The 17,183-nt window shown below is 67.0% G+C and carries 20 protein-coding genes; 13 read left to right on the forward strand and 7 right to left on the reverse strand.

The genetic code is table 11. The annotated features are described in order from the left end of the window. Window positions 1-6 precede the first annotated feature (6 nt). The gene (locus AC1DQJ_RS19075; RefSeq protein WP_477606215.1) at window positions 7-699 is read left to right on the forward strand and encodes an SDR family NAD(P)-dependent oxidoreductase; all 693 of its coding nucleotides are present in this window, start codon (window positions 7-9) and stop codon (window positions 697-699) included. Here AC1DQJ_RS19075 and AC1DQJ_RS19080 read toward each other — a convergent pair. Beyond that, a complete protein-coding gene (locus tag AC1DQJ_RS19080; protein WP_477606217.1) occupies window positions 662-2,005 on the reverse strand; it encodes a PQQ-dependent sugar dehydrogenase in 1,344 nt (447 codons plus the stop codon). The genes AC1DQJ_RS19075 and AC1DQJ_RS19080 overlap by 38 nt on opposite strands. A gap of 60 nt (window positions 2,006-2,065) precedes the next feature. Beyond that, window positions 2,066-3,277, reverse strand: coding sequence for an acyl-CoA dehydrogenase family protein (locus AC1DQJ_RS19085; RefSeq protein ID WP_477606219.1), 1,212 nt, complete (start codon window positions 3,275-3,277; stop codon window positions 2,066-2,068). Window positions 3,278-3,544: 267 nt separating this feature from the next. Here AC1DQJ_RS19085 and AC1DQJ_RS19090 point away from each other — a divergent pair, with 267 nt between their 5' ends. The 3 genes from AC1DQJ_RS19090 (at window position 3,545) to dusA (ending at window position 6,293) form a co-directional block, all read left to right on the forward strand. Next, complete coding sequence (locus AC1DQJ_RS19090; protein ID WP_477606221.1) at window positions 3,545-4,324, forward strand: DUF2092 domain-containing protein; 780 nt, start codon at window positions 3,545-3,547, stop codon at window positions 4,322-4,324. Window positions 4,325-4,337: 13 nt separating this feature from the next. Further along, a complete protein-coding gene (locus AC1DQJ_RS19095) occupies window positions 4,338-5,183 on the forward strand; it encodes a hypothetical protein (protein ID WP_477606223.1) in 846 nt (281 codons plus the stop codon). 66 nt (window positions 5,184-5,249) lie between these two features. Next, complete coding sequence (gene dusA / locus AC1DQJ_RS19100) at window positions 5,250-6,293, forward strand: tRNA dihydrouridine(20/20a) synthase DusA (protein ID WP_477606225.1); 1,044 nt, start codon at window positions 5,250-5,252, stop codon at window positions 6,291-6,293. On the opposite strand, the gene AC1DQJ_RS19105 is transcribed toward dusA, so the two are convergent. From AC1DQJ_RS19105 to AC1DQJ_RS19115, 3 genes are all read right to left on the reverse strand, one after another. Then, window positions 6,237-6,737: a TIGR02281 family clan AA aspartic protease gene (locus AC1DQJ_RS19105; RefSeq protein ID WP_477606226.1), complete on the reverse strand. Its 501-nt coding sequence runs from the start codon at window positions 6,735-6,737 to the stop codon at window positions 6,237-6,239. The genes dusA and AC1DQJ_RS19105 overlap by 57 nt on opposite strands. A gap of 132 nt (window positions 6,738-6,869) precedes the next feature. Beyond that, the gene (locus AC1DQJ_RS19110) at window positions 6,870-7,088 is read right to left on the reverse strand and encodes a DUF1289 domain-containing protein (protein WP_477606228.1); all 219 of its coding nucleotides are present in this window, start codon (window positions 7,086-7,088) and stop codon (window positions 6,870-6,872) included. Next, window positions 7,088-7,510 (reverse strand): PaaI family thioesterase, encoded by a 423-nt coding sequence (locus AC1DQJ_RS19115; protein WP_477606230.1) that lies wholly within the window; start codon window positions 7,508-7,510, stop codon window positions 7,088-7,090. The genes AC1DQJ_RS19110 and AC1DQJ_RS19115 overlap by 1 nt, the downstream gene beginning before the upstream one ends. 174 nt (window positions 7,511-7,684) lie before the next feature. Here AC1DQJ_RS19115 and AC1DQJ_RS19120 point away from each other — a divergent pair, with 174 nt between their 5' ends. Both AC1DQJ_RS19120 and AC1DQJ_RS19125 read left to right on the forward strand, forming a co-directional pair. Next, a complete protein-coding gene (locus AC1DQJ_RS19120) occupies window positions 7,685-8,002 on the forward strand; it encodes a hypothetical protein (RefSeq protein ID WP_477606232.1) in 318 nt (105 codons plus the stop codon). Window positions 8,003-8,147: 145 nt separating this feature from the next. After that, complete coding sequence (locus AC1DQJ_RS19125) at window positions 8,148-9,605, forward strand: phospholipase D-like domain-containing protein (protein WP_477606234.1); 1,458 nt, start codon at window positions 8,148-8,150, stop codon at window positions 9,603-9,605. Here AC1DQJ_RS19125 and AC1DQJ_RS19130 read toward each other — a convergent pair. Next, a complete protein-coding gene (locus AC1DQJ_RS19130) occupies window positions 9,592-10,323 on the reverse strand; it encodes an endonuclease/exonuclease/phosphatase family protein (protein WP_477606236.1) in 732 nt (243 codons plus the stop codon). The two genes, AC1DQJ_RS19125 and AC1DQJ_RS19130, sit on opposite strands and share 14 nt — an antisense overlap. 196 nt (window positions 10,324-10,519) lie before the next feature. Between AC1DQJ_RS19130 and AC1DQJ_RS19135 the strand changes: the two genes are divergently transcribed. The 4 genes from AC1DQJ_RS19135 (at window position 10,520) to AC1DQJ_RS19150 (ending at window position 14,170) form a co-directional block, all read left to right on the forward strand. Continuing rightward, entirely contained in the window at window positions 10,520-11,722 is a 1,203-nt protein-coding gene (locus tag AC1DQJ_RS19135) for an acyl-CoA dehydrogenase family protein (protein WP_477606238.1), read from the forward strand. Between the two features lie 84 nt (window positions 11,723-11,806). Next, complete coding sequence (locus AC1DQJ_RS19140; RefSeq protein WP_477606240.1) at window positions 11,807-12,952, forward strand: acyl-CoA dehydrogenase family protein; 1,146 nt, start codon at window positions 11,807-11,809, stop codon at window positions 12,950-12,952. A gap of 162 nt (window positions 12,953-13,114) precedes the next feature. Further along, window positions 13,115-13,543, forward strand: coding sequence for a VOC family protein (locus AC1DQJ_RS19145; protein WP_477606242.1), 429 nt, complete (start codon window positions 13,115-13,117; stop codon window positions 13,541-13,543). Between the two features lie 33 nt (window positions 13,544-13,576). Beyond that, the gene (locus tag AC1DQJ_RS19150) at window positions 13,577-14,170 is read left to right on the forward strand and encodes a DUF3052 domain-containing protein (protein ID WP_477606244.1); all 594 of its coding nucleotides are present in this window, start codon (window positions 13,577-13,579) and stop codon (window positions 14,168-14,170) included. A 113-nt stretch (window positions 14,171-14,283) separates the two neighbouring features. Here AC1DQJ_RS19150 and AC1DQJ_RS19155 read toward each other — a convergent pair whose 3' ends face one another. Further along, window positions 14,284-14,895: a glutathione S-transferase family protein gene (locus tag AC1DQJ_RS19155; protein ID WP_477606246.1), complete on the reverse strand. Its 612-nt coding sequence runs from the start codon at window positions 14,893-14,895 to the stop codon at window positions 14,284-14,286. Window positions 14,896-14,988: 93 nt separating this feature from the next. Between AC1DQJ_RS19155 and AC1DQJ_RS19160 the strand changes: the two genes are divergently transcribed. The 3 genes from AC1DQJ_RS19160 to AC1DQJ_RS19170 are packed head-to-tail and all read left to right on the forward strand — an operon-like array spanning window position 14,989 to window position 17,116. Beyond that, window positions 14,989-15,882 carry a DMT family transporter gene (locus AC1DQJ_RS19160; protein ID WP_477606248.1) on the forward strand — a complete coding sequence of 298 codons (894 nt, stop codon included), beginning with the start codon at window positions 14,989-14,991 and terminating at the stop codon, window positions 15,880-15,882. Beyond that, entirely contained in the window at window positions 15,879-16,604 is a 726-nt protein-coding gene (locus AC1DQJ_RS19165; protein WP_477606250.1) for a peptidoglycan recognition protein family protein, read from the forward strand. Before AC1DQJ_RS19160 ends, AC1DQJ_RS19165 begins: the two co-directional genes overlap by 4 nt. Then, complete coding sequence (locus AC1DQJ_RS19170) at window positions 16,601-17,116, forward strand: N-acetyltransferase family protein (RefSeq protein WP_477606252.1); 516 nt, start codon at window positions 16,601-16,603, stop codon at window positions 17,114-17,116. The genes AC1DQJ_RS19165 and AC1DQJ_RS19170 overlap by 4 nt, the downstream gene beginning before the upstream one ends. Window positions 17,117-17,183: the final 67 nt, after the last annotated feature.

The raw sequence follows: 17,183 nt of genomic DNA on the forward strand, positions 1-17,183 counted from the left end.
CTACCCATGGCCGGACGCATCTTCGCAATCACAGGTGCGTCCGGGGTCTTGGGAACGGCGGTGGCGCGAGCCGCCGCCGCGTCAGGCGCGCAGGTCGCGCTGATCGACTTCGCGCCGAGCGCCGCGATCGCGAGCGAGATCGGCGCGGGCGCTTTCTTCCAGGGCAATGTCGACCTGACCGACGCCGTGGCTGCGGGCGCGGCCATTGACGCCGTCGCCGACCGCTTCGGCGGTCTCGACGCCCTGATCAACGTCGCTGGCGGCTTTCGCTGGGAGACACTGGAGGCCGGGTCCTGGGAGACCTGGCACGCGCTGTTCCGCATGAACGTGCTGACCGCGACCAACGCCAGCCGCGCGGCGATCCCCCACCTGAAACGCAGCGCCGCCGGCCGGATCGTAAATGTCGGGGCCAACGGCGCGCTGAAGGCCGCCGCTGGCATGGGCGCCTACGCCGCCTCCAAGGCCGGCGTGCACAAGCTGACCGAAGCCCTGGCCGAGGAGCTCAAGGCTGACGGGGTGACCGTCAACGCCGTGCTGCCCTCGATCCTGGACACCGAGACCAACCGCGCTGACATGCCCAAGGCCGACTTCTCGGCCTGGGTCGCGCCGGCCGATCTGGCCTCCGTCATGCTGTTTCTCGCCTCGGAAGAGGCAAGAGCCGTTACCGGGGCGCTGCTGCCGGTGACGGGGCGGGTCTGACCGCGCCTGAGCTGGGCGCCACGCGCCAGATGATCTTGCCGACGTCGTCGGCCACCAGCAGAGCCCCGGTCTTGTCGATGGCGACGCCGACCGGTCGGCCCTGCGCCTGGTCCTTGCCATCCAGGAAGCCGGAGAGGAACGCCTCCGGCTTGCCATCGGGCTTGCCGCCCTTGAACGGCACGAAGACGACGCGATAGCCGCTGGGCGGACGCCGGTTCCAGGAGCCGTGCTGGCCGACGAACGCCCCGCCCTGGTAGCGGGTCGGGAACAGATCGCCGCGATAGAAGGTCAGCCCCAGCGAGGCGGTGTGCGCGCCCAGGGCGTAGTCGGGGACGATGGCGCTGGCCACCAGATCGGGGCGCTCCGGCTTGACCCGCTCGTCGACGTGCTGGCCGAAATAGCTGTAGGGCCAACCGTAGAAGCCGCCGTCCTGCAGGCTGGTCATGTAGTCGGGCACAAGGTCGTCGCCGAGCATGTCGCGCTCGTTGACCGCGGTCCACGGCGTGCCGGTGGTCGGCTCGAAATCCAGGCCGTTCGGATTGCGCAGGCCCGAGGCGAACACCCGCGCCGGGCCGCCGGGCAGGGGATAGACCAGCACCGCGGCGCGGTTGGCCTCGTTCTCGATGCCGTTCTCGGCGATGTTCGAATTGGAGCCGACGGTGACGAACAGCTTCGATCCATCCGGGCTCGCCACGACGTTCTTGGTCCAGTGGTGGTTGATAGGGCCGCCGGGAAGGTCGAACACCTTTTCACCGACGCCGGTCACCTGCACCTGGCCGTCGGTGTACGGAAAGGCGACCACGGCGTCGTCGTTGGCGACATAGAGCTTGCCGCCGGTCAGGGCCATGCCGAAGGGCCGCTGAAGTCCTTCGGCGAAGGTGGTCTGGACCTCGGCCTTGCCGTCGCCGTCGGCGTCGCGCAGCAGGGTGATGCGATTGGGGCTCTTCATCGCCGCCCCGGCCTTGGACTGCAGGTTGTTGGCGATCCAGCCCTGGATGCCCTTAGCGGGCTTGGCCTCCGACGAGGCTTCCGAGACCAGCACGTCGCCGTTGGGCAGCACCAGCAGCCAGCGCGGATGGGATAGGCCCTCGGCGAAGCGGGTGACGGTGAACCCGGCCGGCGCGGTCGGCGCGCCGCCGCTGGACCAGCCGACCGCCTGCCTGGCGTTGAGCGTCGGGATCAGGCTGGTCTTCGGGCCGGGCAGTTCGGGGTTGGCGCCGAAGCCTGCGAACGGCTCGGACGAACCCTGGCTGCAGGCCGCCAGCATCAGGACGGCCAGTGCGCTGCCGATCGGGCGTAAGGCCATGGTCGATCTCCTGGACGCTCGTTCAACGCGCAAGCGGGCAGTTTGGACGTAGCGCCGCCGTCAGGCCGAATTGGTGGTGTCCGGCAGGCCGAGGATCCGCTTGGAGATGATGTTGTTCTGCACCTCGACCGAGCCGCCGTAGATCGACATCGCCTTGCCCGACAGCCAGCCGCGGACGGTCTCGATCTCCTCGGGGCGGAAGGCGTCGCCCTGCCAGCCGAGCCCCTGGTGGCCCATGATCTCCAGGGTCAGTTCGGCCCGGGTCTGGGAGACCTTGGTGGCCGAGTTCTTGAGGATCGATGCGGTGGTGTTGGCGCCCGAGCCGTTCTTCGACTCCGCGGCGATCCGCGCCAGGGTCAGGCCGTGGACCTTGGCGTCCATCAGGTGCTTGGTCAGCCGGGTGCGCAGGTCGCGGTCGGCGATGCGGCCGTCGGCGTCCAGCTCGACATAGCGCTTGGCGACCTCCTGCAGCGGAGTCGGCTTGGGGCCGGTAGCGCCGCCGGTCTGGCTGGCGCGCTCGTGCTGCAGCAGCCGCTTGCCGACCGTCCAGCCGACATTGAGCGCGCCGAGCAGACCGTCCTTCTCAGCGCGGGCCTCGGTGAAGAAGGTCTCGCAGAACGGCGAGGCGCCGGCGATCAGGGCGATCGGCCGGGTCTCGATGGCCGACTGGCGCATGTTGATCAGGATGAAGCTGATGCCGTCATGCTTCTTGGCGGTCGGGTCGGTGCGCACCAGGGCCCCGCACCAGTCGGAATACTGAGCGCCGGAGGTCCACGTCTTCTGGCCCGTAATCACGTAGTGGTCGCCCGCGTCCTCGCACTTCATCTGCAGCGACGCGAGGTCGGAGCCGGCGTTGGGCTCGGAGTAGCCGACGCACCAGCGAATGTCGCCGCGGGCGATCGGCGGCAGATGCTGGCGCTTCTGCTCCTCGGTGCCGTAGTCGAGGATGGTCGGGCCGATCATGGTCACGCCCATCCCAAAGGTCAGCGGGTTGAACGCGCCGATGCGGCCCATCTCCTGCTGCAGCACCCGGGCCTGCTGCGGCGAGAGTCCGCCGCCGCCGTAACCCGTCGGCCAGGTCGGAACGCCCCAGCCCTTGGCGCCCATCGCCTGTTTCCAGGCCAGCAGGTCGCCTTCGGCCTGAAGGCCGTCCATCAGCGCGCCGGCGATGCCGGGCTTGCCGCGCAGCGAGGCGGGGAAGTTGGCTTCGAGCCAGTCGCGAGCTTCGGCGCGGAAGGCCTCCAGCTCAAGGTCGCCTGTGGTGTCCGCCATTTTATCTCGCCTCTCGAAGCACGTACGCATTGAGCGTTTCGGTAGTCATAGGCGGCCTGTCAGGGACGGCAAGATCACGTGGCGGCAAGCCGGAGGCGCGGACCACCCCGCCGTGAACTCAGAACCGCAGGCGCGGCCCGCTCTCGCCCTCCAGACTAGGGTTTCTACCAATGGCTCGCGCAGGGCCCCAGGCGGATAATGCCACTGCTGTCGAAGGAGGCTGCGGCCTTTCCTCTCGACGTCCAGGGGGACTGAGAGGGTCAAGACATGCGGATGCTGCCCGTCGTCGCGAGTTCCATAGTGCTTTTGCTGGGCGGCGCTGAGATCGCGCTGGCGCAGCAGAAGCCCGCGCCGGCGACCGCCGCGCCGGTGCCGCCGCATGCCACGGAGGTCGAGGAGGACGCTCTGAAGGCGCTCAAGCGCATGGGGGCTTATCTCGATACGCTGAAGACCTTCGGGCTCACGGCCAACACGACCCTGGATGTCGTGACCGTCGATGGTCAGCGCCTACAACTCGACGGCGTCACCAACTACAAGGTCCGGCGTCCCAATGGGTTCGTCATCGACCTCAAGAGCGACATCAAGAACCGGTCGTTCATCTACGACGGCAAGAAATTCACGATCTACGCGCCGGAGCTCAAGTACTACGCCACGGTCGACGCGCCCGCCACGAACGCCGCAACCCTGGACGCAGTCTACGACAAGTTCGGAATCACGTTGCCGCTGGAAGATCTCTTCCAATGGAACGGCGACAAGACACGGGAAGACAAGCTGATCTCCGGCTTCGTGGTCGGCCCAGCGACCATCGACGGCGTCGCCACGGAGCACTACGCCTTCCGCGAAAAGGACATGGACTGGCAGGTCTGGATTCAGAAGGGCGACAAGCCGCTTCCCAAGAAACTGGTGATCATCGACCGCACGGACCCCGCCGGTCCGACCTATACCGCGCGACTGAACTGGGTCGAGAACCCGCAACTCACCCAGCAAGACTTTGCATTCACGCCCGCAAGCGACGCCAAGCCGATCCGGCTGATGGCGGCGCGCTGAGGAGGCCGCGATCATGTCAAAAGCGCCCCTTTACCGTGCGACCCTCGGGGCCGCGATCATCTCTATCGTCTGCATGGCGGCGTTCGACAGCTATGCCCGCGGGCGCGGCGGCGGCGGCGTCCGCGGCGGCGGCATGTCGAGCATGAGTCGTGGATCGTCGATGAGCCGCGGCTCGATGGGCGGCGGCGGCCGCTCATATAGCTCCGGGGGGCGGAGCAGCTCCATGTCGGGCCGGTCGAGCTATAGCGGCAGCGCCGGCCGAAACGCCTCGGCGTCTCGTCCCAGCGCCGGCCAGGGCGCCTACGCCGGAAGCCGGCCCGCCGGCGGCCAAGGCGCCTATGCGGGCAACCGTCCAGCCGCGGGGCAAGGCGCCAACGCAGCCAATCGTCCCGCTGCGGGGCAGGGCGCCTATGCTGGAAACCGGCCCGCTGGCGGCCAGGGCGCCTATGCAGGCAACCGTCCGAACGCGGGCCAAGGCGTCGGAAACCGGGGCGACGGGACCCGGGGCGACAACCGCATCAACAGCGGCGACAACCGCATCAACAGCGGCAACATCAACGTCGGCAACGACATCAACATCGACGGCGACAACGATTGGGGCTGGGGCGGCTGGGACGACTATCCGGTCGGCGCCGGCCTCGCCTTCGGCGCAGCCGCGGCGGTCACCTCGGCGGCCATCTACGGATCGATGTACTATGCGCTGCCGCCGGCCTGTTCGCCTTACTACGGGTCCTATTATTCCTGCGGCGGCATGTATTACGAGCCCCGCTATGAGGGGGACACCGTGGTCTATGTGACGGTGCCCGATCCGGCGCAGGGACAGCCGCCGCCGCCGCCGCCGCCGCCACCCGGGAGCTAGCGGCCGCGCACTGCGACGCAAAAGGTGGCGAAAATCATCGCCGGCTAGCGTAATAGCGCGCGACACATGCCTACGAACGCGCCCCTTCCATCCCACAGGCTGTCCGTCGCCCCGATGATGGACTGGACCGACCGGCACTGCAGGGTCCTGCATAGGACCCTGTCGTCGCGCGCGCTGCTGTATACCGAGATGCTGACCACCGGCGCCGTGCTGCATGGCGATCGCGAACGGCTGCTGGCCTATGACCAGGTCGAGCACCCAGTGGCGCTGCAGCTCGGCGGCTCCGAGCCGGCCGACCTGGTAGCCGCCGCCCGAATCGGCGAGGCCGAGGGCTATGACGAGATCAATCTGAACGTCGGCTGCCCGTCCGATCGCGTGCAAAGCGGCCGCTTCGGCGCATGCCTGATGCGTGAGCCCGAGCTGGTCGCCGAGTGCATGGCGGAGATGGGCGCGGCGGTGAATGTGCCTGTGACGGTCAAGTGCCGCATCGGCGTGGACGACCAGGAACCCGAGGAGAGCCTCTTCCGGCTGGTCGATCTCTGCGCTGAGGCCGGGGTGCGCAGTTTCGTGGTCCATGCCCGCAAGGCTTGGCTCAAGGGGCTGTCGCCGAAGGAAAACCGCGACGTGCCGCCGCTAGACTATCCGCTGGTGCACCGGCTGAAGCGCGAGCGGCCTGATCTGACGATCGTCATCAACGGCGGCATCGCCTCGCTGGATGAGACCGAGAAGCACCTGGACGCTGTGGACGGGGTGATGTTGGGCCGCGCCGCCTATCACACCCCCGCCATCCTGGGCGAGGTCGACCGCCGGGTGTTCGGGCAGGGCGAGGACATAGACGCCTTCGAGGCCGTCGAGCGCTACCGCGGCTATGTGACGGCGCAACTGGCTGGTGGCGCGCACCTGGCCGCGATGACCCGGCACATGCTGGGACTGTTCCACGGATTGCCGGGCGCGCGCGCCTGGCGGCGGGTCCTGACCGTGGAGGGTGTGAAGTCCGGCGCCGGCCTCGAGGTCATCGACGCCGCCCTGGCCGAAGTGGTTCGGGCTCGGGATCTACGGGCGCAGGATCAGCGAAGTGCGGGTGGCCTCGAAGCTGGCGAGGCGGCCTAGATAGGTCATACCGAGCAGCGAGCTTTCCAGCCCGTCCTCGATCACCAGCGCCTCGACGTCGTTCATCGCCGCGCCGGCTACCGAGACGCGGCCCAGGGTCACGGGTGCGGCCCGTGTCTGGCCCGAAGCGGTGACCACTTTGTAGCTGTAGACCAGTTTCTCGGTCGCGATGCCCAGGCGGCGCGCGTCCGACGGGGTCAGGGCCACGGCGCTGGCGCCGGTGTCGACCAGGAAGCGGACCCGCGCGCCGTTGACGTCGGCCTCGGCCCAATAGTGGCCGTCGCCGCCCTTGGCGATGGAGGCCGCCTGACCGGTCGAGGTCTGCGGAGCGATCGCCACGGCCGCCCGCAGTTGGGGCTGCGGCTGGATCACGGAGTCGAGGGTTTCGGCTGCGCCCACCGCCGACACGGCGCCCAGGAGCGCCATCACCGCCAATTTGAGCATCTCTTCACCTCGCCGCTTCGGCACACAGATTGGCCGTTCTCGGCCGCGTCCGGGGCGGAGACTAAGCGAGGTCAGGTTTGCAAGCCGTGAATCGAAACTTGCCGAAACCCTAACAATGGCAACGAGTTAAGGTTAAAACATCGCCAACTTTTCGGGGCGGATCTGGCCCCTGCGGTCCGGCAGTTCTGCCATGATCGCGTCACGCTCGGCCTCGCTCAGCTTCGCCCAGCCTGCGACCTCGTTCAGCCGACGATAGCAACCCAGGCAGAGACCGCTCTCGCCGTCGACGACGCAGACCTTGATGCAGGGGGTCTTGATTGGAGCGGGCGGGCGCGGGGGCGTGTCGGTCATCAGGGGATAGCGTAGGTCACAGTGGCCTGGGCCGCCAGCCGGTCGGGCGCTTCAGTCCAGAGCCGAACGTCGCAGACGGCGGTACGGCGTCCGAGCCGCAGCATCTGCGCCTCGGCGTGGATCTCTCCCGGTTGGGCGCCGCGCAGGAAGTTCATCACCAGCGAACTGGTGACCGCCATCAGCTCTTCGCCGACATGCGACAACACCAGGGCGTAGGCGGCGGTATCCGCCAGCCCCATCAGGGTCGGTCCGGAGATCAGCCGGCCAGGGCGCAGCATGCTGTCGTGATAGGGTCGGATCACCGTCACCCGACCAGGCGCCACTTCGGCGACACGTGGGAAGAATTCGTCCGAGCCGTCCGGGAAGGCGCCCCGTAGGAGTGCGTTGACGGCGGCGGCGTTCAGTTTGATCGAGAGTGCCATAGCCAAAGCTTTGCGGCGGCTGGCCAACATTACAAGGAATTTATGATTTTAAAGTAACGAACATGTATCATGACTTTAATTTAATCCATGAATACTAAATGTGTCCGGAAATTCATTTGAGTACATCCCGGCTGTAGACCAATTTCCCCTCATTGAATTGGAGGGAGTAACGCCATGAAACTGATCGCCATCGCCTTCACGGCTGCTGGTTTGCTGGCCGCGGCCGGATCTGCTGCAGCTGCCGTCAGCGACGTAGAATACCTGAAGGCGAGCCGCTGCCGCGGCCTGGCCGATTCCGGCCTGACGACGGTGGACACCGCCGCCATGGACGCTTTCATCAAGACCGAAAAGCGCAGCCGCACCACGTTTGTCGCCGACCGCGGCAAGGCTGAGTACGACCGCGCAAAGCGCGAGGCCAAGACCGACAGCGCCGAGCGCAAGGCGCGATTGACCGCCGAGCTCACCGGTCCCTGCCAAGCTTACAAGGGTTAGTTCAAGCCCGTAGTCTGTCCCAGAACCGACTTGGAGCGCCCGTTCCCACCGGGCGCTCTTTTGTTTTGCGCGTATGCTCGGAGGGAACCAGCCTTGGCTGTAGGCTTTGTGAGCGGTGGGTGCTGCTGTGGGATTCGAGCCGGCGATGGACTTGTTGAGACCCGGCGAGACCTGCTGGCGAAAGGCCCGCGCCGGGCGGGCGGCCTTCCTGGTCGACACCGAGGCCTATTTCACCGCTGTCTTCGAGGCGCTTCGCAAGGCGCGTCACTCAATTCTGCTGCTCGGCTGGGGCTTCGACCCGCGGGCGCGGCTGTTTCCCGACGGGTTCGACGGACCAGCTGATCCGGACGAGGTGGGTCGGATCCTGGTGGCCCTGGCCCGGGCGCGGCCGGAACTCGACATTCGACTGTTGATCTGGAAATCGGCTCTGCCCATCGCGGCCAGCCAGCAGTTCTTCCCGCACAAGGCTCGCAAGTGGTTCCACAATACCGGCGTGAAGTTCTGGCTGGACGATCACGTGCCGTTCGGCGCCTGCCATCATCAGAAGGTCCTGGTGGTGGACGACAAGGTGGCGTTCTGCGGCGGCGGCGACATCAGCGTCGACCGCTGGGATACAGCTGGCCACCTGGAGCACGATCCGCGGCGGATCATGCCCGACCAGCAGCATCATGCCCCGCGTCATGAGGTGATGATGATGATGGACGGGGAGGCGGCCGCCTCCCTGGGGGACTTGGCGCGGGAACGCTGGCGCCGTGCGACCGGCGAGGCGCTGCCTGTGCCGCCGCCCAGTTCCGAAGATCCCTGGCCCGACCACATCCCCGCCGCCTTGCAGGACGTCGACCTTTCCATCCAGCGGACCGAGCCCGACTGGGACGATCGCCCGGCCGTCACGGAAATCCGCCAGCTGACCATCGAGTCCATCCTGGCGGCTCGCTCGACCATCTATCTCGAGAACCAGTATTTCGCGTCGCCGCTCTACGCTTCGGCCCTGGCCAAGCGTCTGGCCGAGCCCGACGGCCCCGAGGTGGTGCTGATCTCCACCGGGCAGAGCCCTAGCTGGTTCGACCAGCTGACCATGGACCGCGCACGCTCCAACATGCTCTGGCGGCTGCGCAGCGCCGACATCTTCGGACGCTTCCGCGCCTGGTATCCGACTACGCCGGCGGGCACCAAGATCATCGTCCACTCCAAGGTGACGGTCATCGACGAGCAGTTGGCGCGGGTCGGCTCGGCCAACCTGAACAACCGCTCAGGCGGCTTCGACACCGAGGTCGAGCTGGGGGTTCAGGCCAGCGGCGAGGCGGAGGAAATGGTCATCGGCGCGTTCCGCGACCGGCTGATCGGGCATTTTCTCGGCCACACCGGCGACGCGGTCGCCAAGGCGCGGGCCGAGCGCGGAGGCACCATCGCGGCGATCGACGCCCTGAACCGCGAGGGTCGCCTCTCGCCGATCCTGCCGATGAAGCAGACGCCGCTGGGCGAGATCATCGCGACCTATCATCTGGGCGACCCCTACAGCGTGGTCGACTCCTGGCGGGCGACCCGGCGGCGCGACCTGCTCTACAACGACAACCCGCTACAGACGCGGTTCATGCCACGCTGAAATCCATCACCAGGGGCAGGTGGTCCGAGGCCACCCGGGTCAGCGGGTCGAATGGGGCGAACACGTTCTCCACCTTGATCTCAGGGCTGACGAAGATGTGGTCGATGCGCAGGACCGGGAGGGCCGAGGGAAACGTAGAAGTCGGCGTCCGGCGCGGCGACAGCCGGCGCGCCCCGTCCAACTTGGCGGCCAGGGTCCGGTAGACCACCGACGCCCCAGTGGCGTTGAAGTCGCCGAGCAGAATGGTCGCGCCCTTGCGCATCGGGTGCTCCAGCCACGACGGTCCCGCGAGCCACGCGGCCTGGATCTGCTGCTCGCGCGGCACCAGACCAAGGTGGGTGTTGATGATCTGGACCGGCTTGCCCTCGACCTCCGCCGAAATCCACACTGCGCCACGTGGCTCCAGCCGGGGGATCGGCGCATAGCCGGGCAGGGGGCCGGTCTGGATCATCCGCTCGGGATAAGTGGTCAGGATCGCGTCCCCGTAGAGCTCCTCCTCGACCCGCAGGGCCGGGTGGAAATGGAAGGCCATCTTCAGGCGCCGGGCGATCTGGTGGGCCTGATCGACGCCGCCGGTCCGCGCGCGGCCAACATCCAACTCCTGCAAGGCGACGATGTCCGGCTGCAGCTGGGCGATTACCTCTGCGACTCGGCCGACGTCGAGACGGCGGTCCGTGCCGACGCAGCGATGGACGTTGTAGGTGAGGATGCGGGGCATGGGGATCAGCGATGCACGCCCCATTGTCCGGACGCAACGGCTCGAACGCCTATTGCAAGGCGAAGGTTCAGCGCGTCAGGGCCCTGCGAAATTGAACTTACGCGCACGTAAACGTCATCTTCACATCGTCATTCGCTTTGCGTATGGTCCGGCCCCAACGAAATACGCTGTAAATGCTCGCGCCAGGGAGCCCCTCATGGACCTCGATTTTTCGCCTGAAGACGTCGCCTTCCGCGAGGAGGCCCGCGCCTTCATCGCCCAGAACTATCCCAAGGAACTGCGCGAAAAGCAGAGCCGCGGCGAAGAACTGGGCAAGGAAGACTACCTCTCCTGGCACCGCATCCTGGCCAAGAAGGGCTGGGCGACGCCGTCGTGGCCGGCCGAGTTCGGCGGCACCAACTGGACCCCCACCCAGAAGTACATCTGGTCGGAAGAACAGGCCCGTGCCGACAGCCTGGGCATCCTGCCGTTCGGCGTCTCCATGCTGGCGCCGGTGATCTACACCTTCGGCACCCAGGAGCAGAAAGAGAAGTTCCTGCCGGGCATCCGCGACGGCGTTGTCTGGTGGTGCCAGGGCTATTCGGAGCCGGGCGCCGGCTCCGACCTCGCCTCGCTGAAGACCAAGGCTGAGCGCATCACCGGTGACGACGGCAAGGAATACTACATCGTCAACGGCCAGAAGACGTGGACGACGCTGGGCCAGCACGCCGACTGGGGCTTCTTCCTGGTCCGCACCGATCCCGACGCCAAGCCGCAGGCCGGCATCTCCTTCCTGCTGATCGACATGAAGACTCCGGGCATCGAGGTCCGTCGCATCACCACCCTGGAAGGCGGCCACGAGGTCAACGACGTCTTCCTCGACAACGTGAAAGTCCCGGTCGAGAACCGCATTTTCCATGAGAACCAAGGCTGGACCTGCGCCAAGGCGCTGCTGGCCCATGAGCGTTCCGGCATCGCCGGCGTCGCGCGTTCCAAGCGCGGCCTGGAGCGGGTGCGAGAGATCGCCGCCACCGAGCGTTCCGACGCCGGCGGCCCGCTGCTGGCCGACCCGTTCTTCCGCCGCAAAGTCGCCGAACTCGAGATCGATCTGACGGCGCTGGAGTTCACCGAGCTGCGCACCCTGGCCGGCGAGAGCAGCGGCAAGGGACCGGGTACAGAGTCCTCGATCCTCAAGATCAAGGGCACCGAGATCCAGCAGCGCCTGACCGAACTGGCCCTGGAGGCTGTCGGCCACTATGGCGCGCCGTATCTGCGCGACCTGGGCCACAACACCAATATCGGCCCCGACTACGCCGAAGGCCTGGCGGGCGCCTACTTCAACGGCCGCAAGACCTCGATCTACGGCGGCTCGAACGAGATCCAGCGCAACATCATCGCCAAGATGGTGCTGGGCCTCTAGTCGCCGATCGTCCCAAGTCGAAACAACTCTATTTCCCGCCCGAGGCCGGCACGGCCTGGGCGGGGTGATGCACGAGGAAACCAGATGGATTTCAGCTTCACCGAAGAACAGTCGATGCTGCGCGACACGGTCGCGAGCTATCTGGCCGACCACTACAGCTTCGAGCAGCGCCGCGACGCCCTGAAGGCTGAGCCGGGCTGGCGCCCGAACGTCTGGAAGGCCTTCGCTGAAGAGCTGGGAATCCTGGGCGCGCCGTTCGCCGAGGATCTCGGCGGCCTGGGCGGCGGCTCGACCGAGAACATGGTCATCATGGAAGAGCTGGGCAAAGCCCTGGTGGTCGAGCCATATCTCGGCACCGTGGTGATCGGCGGCGGCTTCCTGAAGCACTCGAACTACGCCGGTGCGGCCGACCTGATCGGCGGCATCATCGGCGGCGAGACGATCATCGCCTTCGCCTATGCCGAGCCGCAGGCCCGCTACACCTGGCAGGACCTGAAGACCACCGCCAAGAAGGACGGCGCCGGCTACGTCATCAACGGCCACAAGGCCGTGGTGATCGGCGCTCCCTACGCTACCCACCTAATCGTCACCGCCCGCACAGGCGGGGGCCAACGCGACGCTGACGGCGTCTCGGTGTTCATCGTGCCGAAGAACGCCAAGGGCGTCTCGACGCGCGACTACCCGACCGTCGATGGCTTCCGCGCCTCGGAAGTCACCTTCGAGAATGTCTCCGTGGGCGCCGACGCGCTGATTGGCGCCGAGGGCGCGGCCCATCCGCTGGTCGAGAAGGTGATCGACGAAGCCATCGTCGCCACCTGCGCAGAGGCCTGCGGCGTGTTCCGCAAGCTGCATGACGGCACGCTGGAGTATACCAAGCAGCGCAAGCAGTTCGGTCAGCCGATCAGCCAGTTCCAGGTGCTGCAGCACCGGATGGTCGACATGTTCATCAACCTCGAGCAATCGATCTCGATGACCTACATGGCCGACATCAAGCTGGCGGACAGCGACATCGAGCGGGCCAAGGGCGCTTCGGCGGCCAAGGTGCAGATCGGCAAGGCCGCCAAATTCATCGGCCAGAACGCCATCCAGCTGCACGGCGGCATGGGCATGACCGACGAAATGGCCATCGGCCACTACTTCAAGCGCGCCACCATGATCGAGAGCGCCTTCGGTTCCACCGATCACCACCTAGCCCGCTACGAGTCCTTGAGCCTCGGCAAGGCGGCGTAGGTCCGACCGAAATCCTGAACGCAAACGGCGCTCCGGCCTCCGGGGCGCCGTTTTCGTTTGCGGGAAACGCTTGAGCTCCGGGCTTCGAAAAACTCGCATAGGGTGTCGGAACGAGGTCCGATCGACCGTCCTTAGGTCACCAACCCCCGAGGGAGACGCCCTATGCGAATGATCTTTGTGAACCTGCCGGTGAAGAGCGTGGAAGCCTCGCGCAAGTTTTTCGGCGCGCTCGGCTTCACGTTCAACGAACAGTTCTCGAACGAGAACACCACCTGCATGGTCATCGAGGAGAACATCTTCGCCATGCTGCTTGAGCATGATCGCTTCAAGGACTTCATCAACGGCGAGATCAGCGACGCCAGCAGGGCCACCGAGGTGCTGACCTGCCTCTCCGCCGGCAGCCGCGCCGAAGTCGACGACACCCTGGCCAAGGCGCTCGCGGCCGGCGGCAAGCCCTGGAAGCCGATCCTGGACATGGGCCCGATGTACGGCTGTAGCTTCCAGGACATCGACGGTCACGTCTGGGAGCTGATGTACATGGACGAAGCGGCGATGGCCGCGCAGGCAGAGGCGTCCGTCGCAACGGCCTAGCCCGACCGGCCGCATCGTTCCTATGATCGACCAATGGGCAAGGATGCGACCGTCACGGCCAGCTTCGCCGACGGCCCGGACGAGGGCCGACTGCAGTACGAGGCGCCGCGGCTGCTGTTCCGCGGCGCCCGCCGCGCCGCCTACGACGCCGAGGCGCTGAAGGGCCTGCAGGTCGAAGGCGGCGATCTGGTGCTGGCTGACGGCTCGCGCTTTGCGCTGGGCGAGAAGGCTGCCGCAAGCTGGGCCGACGCAATCCTCAATCCGAAGGGACGGCTCGACAAGCTGGGCGTGAAGTCGGGCATGCGGGTCGCGGTGCTCGAGGTCGCCGACGAGGACCTGGCCGGCGAACTGGCGGCGCGCGATGCAGCGCTGGTCAGCGATCTCACCGATCTCGACATCCTGTTCTACGCCGCCGACAACGCCGCCGAACTGGCCCGGATCGGCGAGCTCGTGCCGGCGTTGGCCGAGAAGGGCGCGCTGTGGGTGGTCTCGCGCAAGGGCAAGGCCGCCTCCGTCAAGGACGTCGAGGTGATGGCGGCGGCCAAGTCGTTCGGCCTGGTCGACAACAAGGTGGTCGGCTTCTCGCCGACCCTGACCGCCCTGCGCTTTACGCGAAAACGGCCCTGAGCCGTGCGTGCTCGGCCGCCAACTCGGCCCGGAAGCTCTCCGTCGACCACAGGCGGTAGTCGCCCTGGGCGTAGGTCTGGCGCGTCAGGCAAGCACTCCAGGTATTGGGCGCGCTAAGGAGCCCGGCGGATCGCATCATAGGACGGGCGCGCCGTGCATCGCCTCAGCCAGTCGGCCAGATGCGGCAGGCCGGCGGCCCCGGCATTGACCTTCTGCCAGCCGATCAGGCCCAACTCGTTCGGCTGGCTCAAGGTGGTGGCGACGTTGACGTCGGCCATTGAGAAGGCCTCTCCGAGCAGGTAGGGCCGCTTGGCCAGGACGGGGTCGAGGACGCCGAGCGCGCGGATCAGGTTCTGGCGGTCGGCCTGGACCTGTTCTTCCTCGCCCAGCCGTCGTGCGCGGTTCCAGTCCTGGCGGTCGATCTCGGTCTGCGACCACAGGCTCCACTGGTAGACGCGCGAACGGCCGGCCGGCGTCTGCGGCCACAGCTGCCCGCCGTACTTGTCGCCGAGGTAGAGGTTGATCGCCATCGACTCCCAGACGATCAGCCCGTCGTCATCGAGCACCGGGACGTGGCTGTTTGGATTGAGGGCGTCCAGGGTTTCTCGATCAGCCGGGTCTGCCCGCGGGTTCAGCGGCTCATGCCGGTAGACGAGGCCCAGTTCCTCAAGGGCCACCAGCGAGCGAGCAGCGCGCGACCGCGCCGATCCGTATAGCGTGAGCATGAACACCCCCAGGTCGATCCGTCAGAGTCGTTTGCACGGCGCCTGGCGATCGGGGGCTTGCCAAAGCGCGACGAACCAAGCCTAACCCAGAGAATGGCTCTACGCGACTTCGCATTGCTGACCCTGGTCTGTCTGCTTTGGGCTGCAAACAACATCGTCTCGAAGTACGTGGTGGCCTTTCTGCACGCCCCGCCGCTGTTCTATGCGGCTGTCCGCTTCGCCATCGTGGCCATCGCCGTGTTCCCATGGCTGCGGCCCGCGCCGCGCCCGCTCTGGCGGCTGTTGCTGGTGGCGGTGTCGATGGGGGCCGGCTCATTCGCCTTCGTGTTCATCGCCTTGCAGACCGCCAGCCCCTCGTCGGTGGCCATCGTCAGCCAGTTGATGGTGCCGACCACGACCTTCTTCTCGTTCCTGCTGCTGGGCGAGCGGCTGAGCCCACGGCGGCTGTTCGGCATCTGCCTGACCCTGGTCGGGGCGTTGGCGGTCATGTGGGATCCGCACGGCGTGTCGGTGTCCGCGGGCCTGCTCTATGTGGTGGCCTCGGTGGTGCTCGGCTCGCTGGGCTCGGTGCTGATGAAGCAGATGGGCGGGGTCAAGCCGCTGCGGTTCCAGGCCTGGGTGGGGCTGGTCTCCTGCCTGGTGCTGACGGTGTTATCGGCAGTGCTCGAGCCCGGCGCGGCGCAGACGGTATGGGCGATCGGTTGGCCGTTCTGGGCGGCGGTGCTGTTCTCGGCCCTGATCGTCTCGGTGTTCGGCCACACAGCCTACTACTGGCTGATCCAGCGCTATGAGGCCAACCTGATCTCGCCTTTGACCCTGATGACGCCCCTGGCCACCATCGGCCTGGGTGTGCTCATCACCCACGATCCCTTCGGCCCCCGCATGGCGTTTGGCGCAGCGGTGGCCCTGGCGGGCGTCCTGATCATCGCCATGAGGCCCAACCAGATCATGTTGCTGCTGCTCAACCTGCGAGGCCGGGTCAGATGAATTTCATCGAGGCGGTCTCGCCGAACTTCAACGAGCGTACGTCGCCGCCGGACATCATCGTCCTGCACTATACCGGCATGCAGACCGGCGAGGAGGCGCTGGCCCGCCTGTGCGACGCCGAGGCCAAGGTCTCGTCGCACTATCTGGTCGAGGAGGATGGCCGCGTGTTCCGTCTGGTGCCGGAGGAGCGCCGGGCGTGGCACGCCGGGGTGTCGTTCTGGAAAGGCGAGACCGACATCAATGGCCGGTCCATCGGCATCGAGATCGTCAATCCGGGCCATGAGTTCGGATACCGCCACTTCCCCAAGGCGCAGGTCGACGCGGTGATCGCCCTTTTGACCGACATCCGCAGCCGTTGGCAGGTCGAGGACGGCAGGATCATCGGCCATTCGGACATCGCCCCCGACCGCAAGATCGATCCGGGCGAGTTGTTTCCCTGGAAGGAACTGGCGGCGGCTGGCCACGGCCTATGGGTCGAGCCCGACGCCGCACCGGGCCTGCCGCTGAAGCAGGGTGAGGAGGGCGCGGGCGTGTTCGCGCTGCAGGCGGGGCTCACCCGTCTCGGCTACGACTGTGCGCCCTCGGGCAAGTTCGACGCCGAGACGGCGACCATCGTGCAGGCCTTCCAGCGTCACTGGCGCCAGGAGAAGATCGACGGGATCGCCGACGGCATGACCCGCGCGCGGCTGATCGGCCTGCTGCGGGCGGCGTCGGGGACGTGAGCGACATCGTCATCCGCCCCACGCGGCCAGAGGACGCGCCAGCGGTGCTGGCGCTCTACCAGGTCGCAGCCGCCGGTCCTGGCGGCCTAGCCAGGCGCCCGGACGAAATGGACCTGGCCTATGCGCAGGGCTTCCTGACCAAGGCGCGTCAGGGCGGCGTCTCGTTGGGCGCCTGGATTGACGGCGCGCTGGCGGGCGAAATCCACGCCGGGCGCATCGGCCCGGACCAGTTCGCCCATGTGCTCTCGGACCTGACCATCGCGGTCGATCCGGCCCAGCAAGGCAGGGGCGTCGGCCGCGCCCTGTTCGCCGGGCTGTTCGAGGCGGCGCGGGAGCTCTCGCCCCAGGTCACGCGCATCGAACTGATGGCCCGCGAGGGCAACATCGACGCCATCCGCCTCTACGAGCGGCTCGGCTTCGTCATCGAGGGGCGCTTCGCCCAGCGGGTGCGAATGCCGGACGGACGGCTGGAAGACGATATCGCCATGGGAATGCTGCTGGCGCCGGCTTGACGGCGGATGCGACGCCGGTCAGCAGTGCGGGCCACGAATTTTTCCGCCTTTCGCCATACCCATATTT

This window comes from Phenylobacterium sp. P4_E10 (assembly GCF_056401675.1).

Bases quoted from the DNA above. Each gene is read 5' to 3' on its own strand.
- AC1DQJ_RS19105 (WP_477606226.1), bottom strand. From the start codon at position 6,737: ATGCTCAAATTGGCGGTGATGGCGCTCCTGGGCGCCGTGTCGGCGGTG.
- AC1DQJ_RS19130 (WP_477606236.1), bottom strand. From the start codon at position 10,323: ATGCCCCGCATCCTCACCTACAACGTCCATCGCTGCGTCGGCACGGAC.
- AC1DQJ_RS19110 (WP_477606228.1), bottom strand. From the start codon at position 7,088: ATGACCGACACGCCCCCGCGCCCGCCCGCTCCAATCAAGACCCCCTGC.
- AC1DQJ_RS19125 (WP_477606234.1), top strand. From the start codon at position 8,148: ATGGACTTGTTGAGACCCGGCGAGACCTGCTGGCGAAAGGCCCGCGCC.
- AC1DQJ_RS19155 (WP_477606246.1), bottom strand. From the start codon at position 14,895: ATGCTCACGCTATACGGATCGGCGCGGTCGCGCGCTGCTCGCTCGCTG.
- AC1DQJ_RS19165 (WP_477606250.1), top strand. From the start codon at position 15,879: ATGAATTTCATCGAGGCGGTCTCGCCGAACTTCAACGAGCGTACGTCG.
- AC1DQJ_RS19115 (WP_477606230.1), bottom strand. From the start codon at position 7,510: ATGGCACTCTCGATCAAACTGAACGCCGCCGCCGTCAACGCACTCCTA.
- AC1DQJ_RS19085 (WP_477606219.1), bottom strand. From the start codon at position 3,277: ATGGCGGACACCACAGGCGACCTTGAGCTGGAGGCCTTCCGCGCCGAA.
- AC1DQJ_RS19080 (WP_477606217.1), bottom strand. From the start codon at position 2,005: ATGGCCTTACGCCCGATCGGCAGCGCACTGGCCGTCCTGATGCTGGCG.
- AC1DQJ_RS19090 (WP_477606221.1), top strand. From the start codon at position 3,545: ATGCGGATGCTGCCCGTCGTCGCGAGTTCCATAGTGCTTTTGCTGGGC.
- AC1DQJ_RS19140 (WP_477606240.1), top strand. From the start codon at position 11,807: ATGGATTTCAGCTTCACCGAAGAACAGTCGATGCTGCGCGACACGGTC.
- AC1DQJ_RS19120 (WP_477606232.1), top strand. From the start codon at position 7,685: ATGAAACTGATCGCCATCGCCTTCACGGCTGCTGGTTTGCTGGCCGCG.
- AC1DQJ_RS19095 (WP_477606223.1), top strand. From the start codon at position 4,338: ATGTCAAAAGCGCCCCTTTACCGTGCGACCCTCGGGGCCGCGATCATC.
- dusA (WP_477606225.1), top strand. From the start codon at position 5,250: ATGCCTACGAACGCGCCCCTTCCATCCCACAGGCTGTCCGTCGCCCCG.
- AC1DQJ_RS19160 (WP_477606248.1), top strand. From the start codon at position 14,989: ATGGCTCTACGCGACTTCGCATTGCTGACCCTGGTCTGTCTGCTTTGG.
- AC1DQJ_RS19150 (WP_477606244.1), top strand. From the start codon at position 13,577: ATGGGCAAGGATGCGACCGTCACGGCCAGCTTCGCCGACGGCCCGGAC.
- AC1DQJ_RS19145 (WP_477606242.1), top strand. From the start codon at position 13,115: ATGCGAATGATCTTTGTGAACCTGCCGGTGAAGAGCGTGGAAGCCTCG.
- AC1DQJ_RS19135 (WP_477606238.1), top strand. From the start codon at position 10,520: ATGGACCTCGATTTTTCGCCTGAAGACGTCGCCTTCCGCGAGGAGGCC.
- AC1DQJ_RS19075 (WP_477606215.1), top strand. From the start codon at position 7: ATGGCCGGACGCATCTTCGCAATCACAGGTGCGTCCGGGGTCTTGGGA.